Source organism: Streptomyces sp. NPDC088554, assembly GCF_044752945.1.
GTDB lineage: Bacteria > Actinomycetota > Actinomycetes > Streptomycetales > Streptomycetaceae > Streptomyces.
Window position 1 is genome coordinate 184,020 of sequence record NZ_JBIVMF010000011.1, and the last position, 13,154, is coordinate 197,173.

The window sequence follows — 13,154 nt, forward strand, 5'->3', positions numbered from 1 at the left end:
AGAAGGGGAAAGGTTCGAAAGATTCAGAGGTCTCAGGGGCCTCAGGGGCCTCAGAGGTCTTAGCAGTCTCGGAGGTCTCGGAGGTCTCGGAGGTCTCAAAGAAGATGGCGCTCGGCGACGGGGTGCCCGAGGAAGGAGTGCACGGCGAACTCCCAGCCGTAGGAACCCGCGTAGGGGAAGACGACGAGGTCACCGGCGCGCACCCGGTCGATGTGGACGTCCCGCAGGAGGGTGTCCTCGGGGGTGCACAGCTCGCCGACGACGGTGACCCGGGTGTTCTCGGCCGCCGGGCGCGGACAGCTCTCGTCCCACTCCTCGACCGGGAGGACGGCCACGTTGTGGACGATGTCCCAGGAGGTGGGCAGCTGGAAGTGGTTGATGCCGCCGCGCAGCACCGCGTACACCTTGCCGTACGACGTCTTGACGTCCGTGACCTCGGCCGCGTACCAGCCGCAGTCCGCGACGACGAACCGCCCCGGTTCGAGGACGACCTTCACCCCCACGGGTGGTTCGATCTCCGCCGCCAGCTCCCCGAACCGTACGACGTCGAAGGGCGTCTCCCCCTCGAAGGCGACGCCGATGCCTCCGCCGATGTCCACATGGCGCAGCTCGACGCCGTTCTCCTCGGCGGTACGGCGGCTCCACTCCACGCACCAGCGCAGATAGGCGGCGTGGGCGGTGGCGTCGAGGTTGCCGGAGGCGGCGTGGATGTGGAAGCCGACGAGATCGAGCCCCGGCAGCGTCCGCGCCACCCGCAGCACCTCCGGTACGTCGGGCTCGGCGACCCCGAACTGCGAGGCGCCGCCGCCCATCAGCAGGGAGCCGCCGATGGGGATGGCGGCGGGGTTCACCCGGAGCGCGACGCGCGCGGTGACGCCTTCCGCGACGGCGATGCGGCTGATGCGGTGGAGTTCGAGGGCGCTCTCGACGTTGATGGCCTCAACTCCCGCGCGTACCAGGGCAGTCAGTACGGGTACGGACTTGGCGGGCCCGGCCGCGACGACGGGAACAGGACCGGGGGCGGAAACGGGACCGGAGTCAGGAACGGGACCAGGACCTGAGCCGCGCGAGGCCGGGGGATGGCCGCCGCACTGCCCGGCGTACAGGGCGAGTTCCAGCTCCGCGACGGAGGCGACCTCGAAGCCGTCGACGTGCGGGGCGAGCGCCTCGACGATGCCGGGGTACGAGTTGGCCTTGACCGCGTAGTACACCGCCGCCCACGCCGGGAGCGCGGCCCGCAGCTCACGGGCGCGGGCGGCGGCGACCTCGCCGTCGTACACGTACGCGGACACCGGGTCGCCCCCGGCGGCCAGTTCCAGCAGCCGGCTGCGGATCGGGGCGGGCAGGACGTCCACCGGATAGGCGGAACGGGGCGCCGCTGAGGGCGGGAACTGGACGGACACGGCTGGCACTACCTAGGGGTGAGGGGGGTGGTACGGATAGGGCGCATGCCAAACAGCTTGCACCACAGGAGATTTGACACGCCTGTTCAATTCCGGCCGTCGACGGCCGCCCACGGCCCCCAAGGGGCCTTCCGCGGGCATGGATCACCTCCACGGACGAGGCCGCAACAAGCCCTGGTACTACGGGAGGGAGCCTAGCTCCGGAGGGAGCGGACGATCATCACATGGGCCCGCCGGCCGGGATACGGCTCCACCCGCCCGACGGCTTCGAAGCCGTACTTCGCGTGCCGGCCAGCATCGGCGCGTTGTCGGCGGCGACCAGCCCGGCGGCCCGCTCCTCCGCCCGCCCGGCCACGAACGCGCCGAACAGCGTGTGGGCGATCCGTGACCGGCGCCACTCGGCGGCGACGAGGATCTCGCAGATCCCGACGGTACGACCGGGGTGCTCGCGGGTGAACTCGGGCCCCGGGTCGGGTGTCAGCCCCTCCCACCACAGGGAGTCCTCGGGCAGCGCGTACCGGTACAGGAAACCGGCCACCTCGCCCGCACCGCCCAGCGCCCCGGCGAGCCCGAACCCGGGCCGGGTCGCGTGCCGCGGCAGCCGCTCGGTTATGGGCGGATCGCCGTGGTCGATCAGCCCGAGGTCGGCGGCGTGGACGCGTTCGTACGCCCGAGCCCACCGCCCGGAATCGGCGAGGACGGCGGCGCCGTCGAAGTGCGCGACGCGCGGCTGGTGGACGACGGCGGCAGACGGGTTCGGCATGATTCCCCCCAACAGGCAGCTTAGGCGAGCCTAACCTAATAGCTTCCTGTGGAAAGACCAAGGGAGGTCGACGGATATCACCGTCACCGCAGTCACCGCAGTCACTACGTCACATCGCCGTCACGCGCCTTCGTCGCCGCTCCACGAGGGTGATTCCCGCTGCCGTGCTGACGTTGCCCTTCGACACCACGGCGAAGCGGGATCAGCTGATCGGCGGCGGACCGGGTGAGCCCCAGAGCTTTCCGCAGTCCCCGGTCATACCGGTCGAGTACGGTGACGGACAGCGAAGCCGGGGCGGCCCCCGTTGGCACCAACGAGGCGAGCCGTTCGAACAGCACCGCGTCCGCGTCCACGGTGGCCGAGGCCGAGGGCGACACCGGGGCAGCAGGGGCGGCCCCGTCACGGGTCTCCAACGACGGGAACCCCCGGTCGTCCACCCCCGCTGGCACAAGGACAAGCACGAGAGTACGGACGGCGTTCCGGCTCTGCCGGGACGTACGCGCCTCGGGGGCGATCCGGTCGTGACATTGCCCGCGAGGCTGGGAGCGGGGGCTGTGGCGGCCCCGTGCGCGAGCTGGGCGCCTCGTGGCAAACCCAGCGATCACCGGACGACGATGTCGACCACCCCGTAAACGACGTACAGGCCGTACAGAGCGAGAAGCCCCCCGAGGAACCGTGTCCACCCGGGCAACGTGCGACGCCGATGCGCGCGCCACATGCGCCGTACGCGTACGGAGGCAGAGACGACCCCGAGCGCGGCAATGGCAGCGAACACGCAGAACAGCACAGGCCGATCGGCCATCGGCACCGTCCTGCCGACGCCCTCGCAGCCAACGATGTGGCCCGTAATCTGCCCATCGCCCGCCGCGACCCGCTCTTCGCTTCCCTCGGACACGCCCGTCACGCGGCCATCCACGGGCTCACCGGCAACGCCGTCGCCGTCCAGCGCATACTGACCCACGCTCAAGAAGCACTCGATCGCGCGGATCCGAAGGAACGCCGACCGGTGTGGCTGACCGCGTTCTACGACCAGGCGGAACTGGAGAGCCTGGCTCTTGCCGCGAACCTCAGCCTGGGCGATTTCGGCCAGGCCGAAGCCCATGCCCATCGAAGCCTGGCCCTGCTCAGGCCGTACATGCACCGCACCCGGGCCATCACCACGGCCCGGCTTGCTCAGGCCCAGCTCGGTCAGGGAGATCTGGAACCCGCCGTCGCCACGGCGATGTCCATCCCCGCCGACGTCTTCACACGTCACCCACGGGTTACTCAAATGGTCGGTGTTTTTGGAATCGAGCTCAGCAAAACCACACCATCCAGCTCGCTCACCCGTACCTGGGACCAGTACACGCATAGCCTCGGAAGGAGTAACACATGACCGACAACAACATCGAATGGCGCCGAGTCATCAGTGTGGAAACCATGTGGGACACACTTATTGAAATCCATGCGGCAGTGCGCGCCGACGTTCTCCATCTGCCGCACTACTCAGTGGAACGCTACGGCGAGCGGCTGGCCCGGCACGCATCCGAACCCGGGTGGGAAGCGGTCATCGCCTATGCAGGCTCCCAACCCGTGGGGTATGTGTATGCGAACACACTTCAGGCCGATGACCGATGGTGGCAACGCATGACGGTTCCTGTGGCAGCGGAACATACCGACACCCCGACCGTTGCTCTCAAGGAAGGAATGCTTCTCCAGCCCTGGCGTGGCACAGGTATTGCCCGGCGTGGGCACGACGAACTCCTCACGCACCGGCCCGAGAACCAAGCTTCCCTTCTAGTGAATCCCCTGGCGGGGGACGGGAAAGTGAAAGCGCTCTACGAGTCCTGGGGCTACGCATCGATCGGTGAGCAGCAGCCCTCTCCCGACGGGCCGGTCCTCACCGCCATGCTGCGCGCCATCCGACCTTGACGGGTGATGGAGCCTGATCGTGTATCCGGTTGATCGGCACGTACGGGATCCTCCGCGAGGAGTGGGCGCCCCGTGCCGGATCGTAACGGCAAGGGCAGTCCCACCACCGCCTCGGTGTTCCCGCGCGGGGAGGCCGCCCACCACCCGGGAGCACACCATCGGCCTCGGCGGCCGTACGACCTTGCTCGCCGAGGCGGTGGCCAGGGCTGTTCAGTCGGTCCGGGGCAGGTTCTTTTCGAGCGCGGCCAGGTAGTTCGGCAGGTGGTGGTCCTTGATGGCGTCGGTTTCCGGGGCGAACAGGTCGGCGCTTACTCCCTTGATCCGGTCTTTCAGCCCTGCCATCAGCGGCATGGTGTCGTGGAGCCTGCCGTCGCTGTCGAAGTAGCGCATCGCGTTGACGTGTGTGTAGACCGGCTCGGGCGGGAGCTGGGGAACGATGTCGTTGTTGTTGACGAAGCGGTAGCAGCGGTTCTTGAAGGCCGTGTTGTGCGCTCCGGCGAGCAGACGTTCGCAGGTGCGGGGCTGGCCGAAGGTGTAGATGCCGTCGGGCAGCAGCCGGGGCTCCTCGAAGTACAGGCGGGTCCCGGCCAGCATCGCGAGGGCTCCGCCGAGGCTGTGGCCGGTGAACCAGATGCTCTGCGTGTCGGTGCGCAGCTCCTGGATGGTGTCGCGGATCTGGGGATAGACGGACTGGAGGGCCCGGTGAAAGCCGTAGTGGACGAAGCCCTTGTTCGCCGGTCCGGGAACGGGCGGGGTGTTGACGTCGGTGAGCCAGTCGTAGATCTTCAGGACCTCGGTGCCCCGGAAGCCGGTGATGATCATGCGGTCGCTGGCCATGACGTACGCCTGGGTGTCCTCGATCGGGAACGGCATCTGGTGCGTCGACTCGAAATGCCGCACCGTCCCGAAGCCCCATGCGGAGGCCGCGGCCTCGATGCCGTCCCGGTCCAGCGAGGCCAGTCCGGCGGCCCGTGCCATCCAGTAGGCGTGCGGAAGGGAGTAGCGGGTCGCCGAGTGGTCCAGGGCGGGGAGGGCCATCAGTGTCCTTGGGGGAGAGCGGCGGACAGGTCGCCCGGCAACCTAGCGCCGCGCGCGAACGATAAAGAACCATCGGCGCCCGAGACCACCCGTACGGGTGTAAAACCCCTTCCTGCCCACCGGGTACGTCAGCGACGGCCGACGCGCTCCCAGAACGGGCAGTGGTGTTCCTCGGAGAGGTTGACCGGGCCGAGGCGTCCTGGTGCCAGGCGTAGCGCGGTGGACGAGGACGGGGTCGCTCTCGGCGCGTCCGGACTGTTCGGGGCGGTGGGGCGGCCGTTTCGGGCGAAGGTGGTCAGGTAGTCGATCATCCGCGTGGCGAGCGTCCGTTGCTCCGGGGTCGTCAGCAGATTCCGTCCGCCGAGGTCGAAGAGGTACGGCAGGTCGCCGGCGTGCCCGGCGCCCAGGGGCACACTGGGCACCGTCACCCCGAGGACGTTGGGCGCGTGGGGGTCGGCGAACTCGTATCCGTACACCCGGGTGTGCGCGGCCAGGGCGCGCTGGGCGGTGAGGGTGGGGCAGGCCCAGGTGGCGTCGGTGACCACGGTGGCCCAGGCGACCCCGGGCGACGGGTAGTCCTTCAGCGGGTAGCGGGCGGCGACGGCGGGCGCGTGGGAGCCGAACGAGGTCCGGATCAGCCCCGGGTAGTTCGCGGCGGTGACCGCGCGCGGGTCCTCGTGGAGCAGCGCCGCCACGAAGCTACGGGCCTCGTCGCGTGTCCCTCCGGCCAGCACCGGGATCCGGGCGAAGCCGCCCGTACGCAGCGACTGTGCCGGGTCGGCGGGGAGCGGGGACGCGCCGTAGGCGATCCTGTTGGCGACGTTCACATCGAGTTTCAGCAGCTCGGCGACCGGCTTCCGCCGCATGCAGGACAGGGTGTCCGCGCCCCGGCAGCCGAGCCGTTGCGCCGCTTTCGCACCGAGGGTACGGACCTGGGCCAGCGGAATGTACGGGTCCTGTGCGGGAGATTTGGGGTACAGGGTTCCGGCGGGCCAGGTCACCAGGCACGACCCGGACATGATGACGACCTTGTCCATCAGGCCCCGTGCCTCGGGCGAGGTCAGGAGCGCGCAGGCCGACATGCCGCCGGCGGACTCGCCGAAGACGGTGAGGTTGCCGGGGTCGCCGCCGAAGGCGCGCGCGTTCTCCTTGGCCCAGCGCGCCGCCGCGATCTGGTCGGCGAAGCCGAAGGAACCGGAGCCCTTCAGCCCGGGAAGCCCGAGGTAACCGAAGGCGCCCAGACGGTAGTTGACGGTGACCACGACGACCCGGCCCCTGGTGACGATGCGCTCGGGACCGTAGTCGTTGCCGGAGCCGCTGGTTAAACCGCCGCCGTGCCACCAGACCAGCACCGGCAGCCGCTCCCCGGGCCGCAGGTCGCGGGGTGTGGTGACGTTGACGAAGAGGCAGTCTTCGTCGGTGGAGCCCGGGAGGTGCGTCGGCGCGCCGGCGGTCTGCGGACAGCGCGCGCCCGGCTTGGTCGCGTCCACCGGCGTCGCGCCCCGGGTGCTGTGCGCGGGGGCGGGGAGCGGTCGGGGAGGGCTCCAGCGCCCGTCACCGGTGGGCGGCTGCGCGTACCGTACGCCGAGGAACTTCCGTACCGAGCCGGATGCCGTGCCGCGCAGCGTCCCGCTGGTGGTCGTCACGGTCAGCGGGGCGGTCAGTGGCGCGGGCGTGTCTTTCGCGGTCGCCGCAAGGTCGCTGGGGCCGCTGCCGCAGCCACTCGTCATCAACAGGACTCCGGCGGCGAGCACGGCCGCGATGCGTCTCATACGCCCAGCATCCGACCGCCCCGCCGGGCCACCGCCGTGACAGGGCCGGTCGGCGCCCGTACGCCACCTGTCCGGACCGTACGCCCGGAAGCCGGACCGTACGCCCGGAAGCCGGACCGTACGCCCGGAAGCCGGACCGGTGGCTCGGGGCCGGACCGTACGCCCGGGGGCCGGACCGGTGGCCCGGGGCCGGTCGGGCGAACAGGCCGCGGACTCGCTCAGGACCGGACTCGTTCAGGCGCGGCCTCGCTCAGGACCGGCCTCGCTCAGGACCGGACTCGTTCAGGCGCGGACTCGTTCAGGACAGGACTCGTTCAGGCGCGGACTCGCTCAGGACCGGACTCGTTCAGGCGGGGTCCGTCACACTCCCGGCGGCCAGCAGGCGCAGCGCCTGCTCGGAGGGTGAGCCCGGCTCGGCGTGGTAGACGATCAGGGACTGCTCGGGGTCGTCGGGCAGTGTCATCATCTCGTACGAGAGAGTCAGCTCACCGACCTGCGGGTGGCACAGCAGCTTGGTGCCGTGGCCCTTCTCGCGTACGTCGTGGGTGGCCCACAGTCGTCTGAACTCGTCGCTCTTGACGGAGAGTTCACCGACGAGCGCCGACAGCTCGGGGTCGTCCGGGTGCATGCCCGCGTACAGCCGCAGATAGCTGACCATGTCGGACGCCTTGATGTCCCACTCCACGAAGAGGTCGCGGTAGGCGGGCGACAGGAACACCAGCCTCGACCAGTTGCGCTCCCGGGGCGGCAGCTCGCCCCAGTCGCCGAAAACGGCGGTGGCCATCCGGTTCCAGGCGAGGATCTCGGAGCGCCGGCCGCTGACATAGGCGGGTACGCCCTCCATGGCGTCCAGGAGCCGGCGGAGCCCCGGCCGTACCTGCTGGGGGCGGGCCGAGGTCTGCTTCTTCTTGTGGCGTCCGGGGGCGGCGAGGTGGGTGAGATGGGCGTGTTCCGCGCCCGTGAGCCGCAGGGCGCGGGAGATCGCGTCGAGCACCTCCGTCGACACGTTGCGCCCGTTGCCCTGTTCGAGGCGGGTGTAGTACGCCACGGACACCCCGGCGAGCTGGGCCAGCTCCTCCCGGCGCAGGCCGGGCACGCGCCGGTGGCGGCCGTAGTCGGGCAGGCCCACATCGGCGGGCTTGAGCCGGGCGCGCCGCGTCCGCAGGAACTCGGCCAGCTCGGCCCGGCGGTCGAGCGGCTCGGCCGTGGCCCGGGAGAAGTCCGCCCGGGAGAGGTCGGCGGAGAGCTTTCCAGGGGAGCGACCGGCACGGGAGAGATCGGCCCGGGAGAGGTCGCCGCGAGGGGGGTGAGGGGTGGCGCGATCGTCCATGTCGTCCAGTATTCCTCGTTCCAAGGGGCATACGTCCCTGATCCTGACCCCACCAGTAGTAGGACCACTGGACGTACGCAAAGCGGTGACCTGGGTAAACCCAGGTTGACCCGGCAGGATGTCAGCGTGCCCGGACGACCCTGTCCCGGGCCTGCACATACCTCTCAGGGAGACCCCCCAGACATGACCACTGTCGCCGCGTACGCCGCTCCCAGTGCCAAGGCTCCGCTGGAGCGCACCACGATCGAGCGCCGCCAGGTCGGCGAGTTCGACGTCCTGATCGACATCCAGTTCGCCGGAATCTGCCACTCGGACATCCACCAGGTCAACAACGGCTGGGGCGAGGGCATCTTCCCCATGGTCCCCGGCCACGAGATCGCCGGTCTGGTGACCGAGGTCGGTCCCGGTGTCACCAAGTTCGCGGTCGGCGACCGCGTGGGTGTCGGTTGCATGGTCGACTCCTGCCGCGAGTGCGACAACTGCAAGGCCGGTTTCGAGCAGCACTGCGTCAAGGGCAACATCGCCACGTACAACGGTGTCGGCCGTGACGGCAAGCCCACCTACGGCGGTTACGCCGCAGAGGTCGTCGTCGACGAGAACTACACCGTCCGCATCCCCGACGGCCTCGCCCTCGACGTCGCGGCCCCGCTGCTCTGCGCGGGCATCACGACGTACTCGCCGCTCAAGCGCTGGAACGCAGGCCCCGGCAAGAAGGTCGCCATCATCGGTCTGGGCGGACTCGGTCACATGGCGGTCAAGATCGCGCACGCGCTCGGCGCCGAGGTGACCGTGCTCAGCCAGTCGCTGAGCAAGAAGGACGACGGCCTGAAGCTGGGCGCCGACCACTACTACGCGACCAGCGACCCGAAGACCTTCGAGGAGCTGGCCGGCACCTTCGACCTCATCCTCTCCACGGTCTCCGCGCCGCTGAACCTCGACGCGTACCTGTCCCTCCTGCGCACGAACGGCACCCTGGTGAACGTCGGCGCCCCCGAGGAGCCCGTCTACCTCAACCTGTTCTCCGTCATCGGCGGCAACAAGACCCTCGCGGGCTCGCTGATCGGCGGCATCGCGGAGACCCAGGAGATGCTGGACTTCTGCGCCGCGCACGGCATCGGCTCCGAGATCGAGCTGATCGAGGCGAGCAGGATAAACGAGGCGTATGAGCGGATCCTGGCCAGCGATGTCCGCTACCGTTTCGTGATCGACAACGCCACCATCTGAGCGTCACCCCTCTGACAGTCACCATCTGATCGCTTTATTCAGCGGCTTTTGGTGACTCGGTGCGTACGGCTGCACGGCGGGCAGCCGTACGCACCACCCCCGCCCGGATCCGCAGCGCGCCCCTGACCAGCAGCCGGACCGGGGCCGGTGGTCTGCGTACCCCCAGTGCGGTACGTAACGGCTGGTCCAGCAGCGAAGCTCCCACCGCCGGGGCGAGCCCGGCCAGCGGGGCGGGCAGCCTGGACGCCAGCAGGGCGGCGCTGGTCGACGCCCACAGGGCGCGCCCGGCCTCGCTGGGGGCGAAGTGGCCGTCCTCGTACGCGCGCATCCAGCTCTCCACCCCGGCCAGCCGCCCGCCGGGGCCCGGCGGCTCGGGCATCCCGAGCGCGTCCGCGAGGCCCAGGTGGAAGACGTACGCCGCCTCCCGCTCCTCGGCGGTGACCGCCCGGTGGCCGTGGGCGTCGATGAACCTCAGCGGGCACACGGTGAAGCAGGCCAGGACGTAGTGCATCAGCTCGGGCGTGATGCCGGGCCGGTCGTGGACCGCGCGCAGCATGGCGACGATCCGCCGCCCCTCGTCACTGTCGAGCCCCTTGCCGATCAGGGCGAACATCGCGGCCCCGGTCGCCTTGGCCCGCGCGTGCGGCATGTCGGTCATCCGGCCGGTGGCGCCGAGTACGTCGGCGATGGCGGGGATGCCGAAGGTACGCACAAAACCCAGGGTGAGCCCGACCCGGGACTCCTCGGGCATCGTCTCCAGGACGAGCCGTGCGTAGGCACGATACGGGCTGCCCGTGACGGCGGTCATACGACCGGCCCCGCGTCGGCCCCGCCGGTGGCGCCGGTCCCGCCCGTGGAGTCGACCGGCCCCGCGTCGGCCCCGCCGGTGGCGCCGGTCCCGCCCGTGGAGTCGACCGGCCCCGCGTCGGCCCCGCCGGTGGAACCCGTGGGGCTTGTGGAACCCGCCGCGCCGCCGCCCGCCAGCGTCTCGTCGGTCAGGGGCGCGTACAGCCGCCGGGCGATCCGTACCAGATGCTCCCGTTCCTCGGCCGGTTCGGTGTCCAGGCCGGGCAGCGGGGCCTGGTCCTCGCGCGCCCGGGGCGGGGCGCCGGCGCGGAGCTCCTCGACGGCGGACCGCAGCGCGACGGCCACGGTCAGCGCGGCCCGGTCCGAGGCGTCGAGCCCGGCCCGGTCGGCGGCCAGCGCGGCGGCGGGCACGACCGCCGGATCGACCCAGGGGCGCAGGGTCAGCTGACCGTCGCGGATCTCCAGACCGCGTCTGGCGGTGCGCCACTCCAGATCGCGGAAGGCCAGCCGCTCGTTCCAGGGCGACGGCGGTTCCTCCAGCGCCAGGCGCCGGTCCGCCCCGTACACCAGGTCCCACAGCGGGCGCAGCGCCTGGTAGTCACGGCGTCGGCGGGTCCAGGCGGCGACGGCCGGTCCGGCGAAGCCCGCGGTGATGAGTACGGCGCCGAGCGCGGCGAAGGCGGGGGCGAGGGCGGTGCTCAGCCACTCCGCACCGCCGACACCGCTGCCCGCCGCCGCGATGGCGATGAGCTTGCACACCACATATCCGCAGGCTACGAACCCGCCGATGGCGATCAGCCGGATGCCCTGCCGCAGCCTTCCGGCCGGCAGCCGGGAGGCGTGCCCGAGGCAGACGCGGCCGATGTCGACCAGGGCGAAGCCGAACACGGCCTGATAGATGACGAGGAACGCGGCGATCCGGGGGACCGTCGCGAAGGTGGTGTCGAAGGTGGTGGGGGTCTCCGGGCTGTGGGCCCCGCCGGTCAGGAACAGGACGACCATCGCGGTGACCAGCGCCGCGAACGTCCAGAGGCGATGGCGCACCTGCCGCCAGATCTCTGCCGTCGCCCGGTCCCCGATGCGCGCCTCGGAGCGTTCCCCGGACGGGGTCCAGATCCGCGCCAGCGCCACGGCACCGGCCGAGAATCCGGTGATCCCCAGATAGACCAGCAGCGTCGCCAGATTGCCCCGGTGGGCGGCGCGGTCGATCAGCCGGTACAGCACCGGCGCCGCCACCACGAACGCGGTCGCGGGCGCGGCGACCGTCAGGGCCACGACGAGCAGCCCGGGGGACGGGTCCCGGAGCCACGCGCGGATCTTCAGCGCGGCGGCGATCCAGGCGACCGTACCGATGGTGAGGTAGATGACGTTGAACGGTGTCTCGGATATGAGCGGCGCCGCAGCGGATATGAGCGGTGTCTCGGATACGAACGGTGTCTCGGATATCGCGGACGCGGCGGACAGCCGTATCGGGGGTACTGGGGATATCAGGGGTAGCGGGGATATCAGGGAGGGCACCGGTATCGGGGCGAGCGCCGACACCGGTCCGGCTATCTCAGACATTCTGCCCTTTACGGTGTTCCAGCGCGGGCGCCAGCTGGGATGTTGTCCCGGCGCCCGGCGCCAGCACCAGCGCGCGCATCAGCTCGGCGCCCAGGATCTCGGCCTCCTCCTCCGCCGCGCCGTCGTAGTGGGAGCGGCCGAGGACCAGCCGGAGCATATCGGGGTCGATGGTGGGCAGTTCGACCTGGGCCGTCTTCTCTTCCTCCGCGGAGGGGGGTTCGCCCAGATGCCCGCAGAGGAGGTGGGCCAGCTCGTGGCAGATGATGTGGGCCCGGTGCAGACCGGAGGTCTCCTGCTCGAAGTGGATGACGTCGGCGTCCGCGCGGCGTTCGACGAAGCCGGACGGCTCGCCCACCCGCATCCGCCGCGGCACTAACCGGACGGTACGCCCGGTCCGGTCCGCGACGACCTCGCACAACTCCTCCACGGAGTCCATCCGTGGCAGGTCCAGCTCCCGGACCATCCCCCGCATACGTCTGCGGGTACGTCCCACACCTCGCACGTCATCCCCATCAGCCGTCCGCCAGCGCCCCAAGGGCACACACTGGTGGGCGGTCACTCCTCGGGGCTGCCGTCGGGCAGTCCTACCGCCCTGCGCAATTGTTCCACCACGGTGAGCGCGGCGTCCTGCATCTCGGGCGGCAGACCCGCCGCGCGCATCGCGATGCGCTCCACCTTGGCGTCCCGGAGCGCCTCGATCTTCCGCAGGTCCCGTTCCACGGCCTGGGCGGTGGCGGAGTCGCTGAAGTAGTCCAGCGGGATGCCGAAGAACTTGGCGATCTTCACCGCGTTCTCCAGGCTGGGCTTCTGGGTGCCCTTGCGGAGGTTCCCGATATAGGTACCGCTCAGACCGGTCCCCTCGGCGATCTCGGAGTCGCGCCAGGGCCGGCCCTGGTCCTTCGGGTATATCACCGAGATCACACGGCGGAAGCGGGCCGAGAAGTCGGGGGAGCCCGAAGCGCCCCCTCCTTCGGGGCGAGGAGCCGACGCTTCTGAGTGTGGAGAATCGGTGGCCATGGCCCGGATCATAGAACTCTTCGGAGCCCGGCGGGATCCCGCCGACCCCCCGATATGCACGATCGTTGCGAATTCGGCGGGCAAATAAGGGCATAAGGTCCGCATCTCCCGGCAATTATCCAGTCAACTATCAACGATAGTTGACTTTCTCTCCGATCGAGGAGCAGGATCAGCAACCCTGGCGCACGCATCTCAAGGGCTTCCGCGGCCCGCGCCAGGTTCCGCGGGCGCCGGGCGCTGCTGCCTCACGGGGGTGGGCAACAGGGTCCGGCACCGCGGCGCTCGGGCCGCCACCCGGGCCCTCTTCCCCGGCCCCGCCCGGAGTG

At 70.4% G+C, this 13,154-nt stretch carries 13 protein-coding genes; 3 read left to right on the top strand and 10 right to left on the bottom strand.

The window, feature by feature from the left end; all coding sequences use genetic code 11:
- Positions 1-95 precede the first annotated feature (95 nt).
- The 3 genes from ACIP8W_RS15435 to ACIP8W_RS15445 all read right to left on the bottom strand — a co-directional run bounded on the left by ACIP8W_RS15435 (position 96) and on the right by ACIP8W_RS15445 (position 2,615).
- Positions 96-1,403 carry an alanine racemase gene (locus tag ACIP8W_RS15435; protein WP_402203289.1) on the bottom strand — a complete coding sequence of 436 codons (1,308 nt, stop codon included), beginning with the start codon at positions 1,401-1,403 and terminating at the stop codon, positions 96-98.
- Positions 1,404-1,623: 220 nt separating this feature from the next.
- On the bottom strand, positions 1,624-2,166 hold the full coding sequence (locus tag ACIP8W_RS15440; RefSeq protein ID WP_402203291.1) for a hypothetical protein: 543 nt from the start codon (positions 2,164-2,166) through the stop codon (positions 1,624-1,626).
- A gap of 104 nt (positions 2,167-2,270) precedes the next feature.
- Positions 2,271-2,615, bottom strand: coding sequence for a hypothetical protein (locus ACIP8W_RS15445; protein WP_401955264.1), 345 nt, complete (start codon positions 2,613-2,615; stop codon positions 2,271-2,273).
- 116 nt (positions 2,616-2,731) lie between these two features.
- Here ACIP8W_RS15445 and ACIP8W_RS15450 point away from each other — a divergent pair, with 116 nt between their 5' ends.
- Both ACIP8W_RS15450 and ACIP8W_RS15455 read left to right on the top strand, forming a co-directional pair.
- Complete coding sequence (locus ACIP8W_RS15450) at positions 2,732-3,541, top strand: hypothetical protein (protein WP_401955266.1); 810 nt, start codon at positions 2,732-2,734, stop codon at positions 3,539-3,541.
- Positions 3,538-4,077 carry a GNAT family N-acetyltransferase gene (locus ACIP8W_RS15455; protein ID WP_401955268.1) on the top strand — a complete coding sequence of 180 codons (540 nt, stop codon included), beginning with the start codon at positions 3,538-3,540 and terminating at the stop codon, positions 4,075-4,077. Before ACIP8W_RS15450 ends, ACIP8W_RS15455 begins: the two co-directional genes overlap by 4 nt.
- A gap of 210 nt (positions 4,078-4,287) precedes the next feature.
- On the opposite strand, the gene ACIP8W_RS15460 is transcribed toward ACIP8W_RS15455, so the two are convergent.
- The 3 genes from ACIP8W_RS15460 to ACIP8W_RS15470 form a co-directional block, all read right to left on the bottom strand.
- Positions 4,288-5,115, bottom strand: coding sequence for a lipase family protein (locus tag ACIP8W_RS15460; protein ID WP_402148974.1), 828 nt, complete (start codon positions 5,113-5,115; stop codon positions 4,288-4,290).
- A gap of 128 nt (positions 5,116-5,243) precedes the next feature.
- Complete coding sequence (locus ACIP8W_RS15465; protein ID WP_402203294.1) at positions 5,244-6,887, bottom strand: carboxylesterase/lipase family protein; 1,644 nt, start codon at positions 6,885-6,887, stop codon at positions 5,244-5,246.
- A gap of 346 nt (positions 6,888-7,233) precedes the next feature.
- Positions 7,234-8,217 (bottom strand): helix-turn-helix domain-containing protein, encoded by a 984-nt coding sequence (locus ACIP8W_RS15470; RefSeq protein WP_401955273.1) that lies wholly within the window; start codon positions 8,215-8,217, stop codon positions 7,234-7,236.
- Positions 8,218-8,400: 183 nt separating this feature from the next.
- Between ACIP8W_RS15470 and ACIP8W_RS15475 the strand changes: the two genes are divergently transcribed.
- Positions 8,401-9,441 carry an NAD(P)-dependent alcohol dehydrogenase gene (locus ACIP8W_RS15475; RefSeq protein ID WP_401955275.1) on the top strand — a complete coding sequence of 347 codons (1,041 nt, stop codon included), beginning with the start codon at positions 8,401-8,403 and terminating at the stop codon, positions 9,439-9,441.
- A 34-nt stretch (positions 9,442-9,475) separates the two neighbouring features.
- Here the strand turns inward: ACIP8W_RS15475 and ACIP8W_RS15480 are convergent, their stop codons facing one another.
- From ACIP8W_RS15480 to ACIP8W_RS15495, 4 genes are all read right to left on the bottom strand, one after another.
- Positions 9,476-10,249 (bottom strand): oxygenase MpaB family protein, encoded by a 774-nt coding sequence (locus ACIP8W_RS15480; RefSeq protein ID WP_402148979.1) that lies wholly within the window; start codon positions 10,247-10,249, stop codon positions 9,476-9,478.
- A complete protein-coding gene (locus ACIP8W_RS15485) occupies positions 10,246-11,811 on the bottom strand; it encodes an MAB_1171c family putative transporter (protein ID WP_402203297.1) in 1,566 nt (521 codons plus the stop codon). The genes ACIP8W_RS15480 and ACIP8W_RS15485 overlap by 4 nt, the downstream gene beginning before the upstream one ends.
- Entirely contained in the window at positions 11,804-12,283 is a 480-nt protein-coding gene (locus tag ACIP8W_RS15490; RefSeq protein ID WP_401955281.1) for a hypothetical protein, read from the bottom strand. Before ACIP8W_RS15490 ends, ACIP8W_RS15485 begins: the two co-directional genes overlap by 8 nt.
- 83 nt (positions 12,284-12,366) lie before the next feature.
- Complete coding sequence (locus tag ACIP8W_RS15495; protein WP_401955283.1) at positions 12,367-12,732, bottom strand: helix-turn-helix domain-containing protein; 366 nt, start codon at positions 12,730-12,732, stop codon at positions 12,367-12,369.
- Positions 12,733-13,154: the final 422 nt, after the last annotated feature.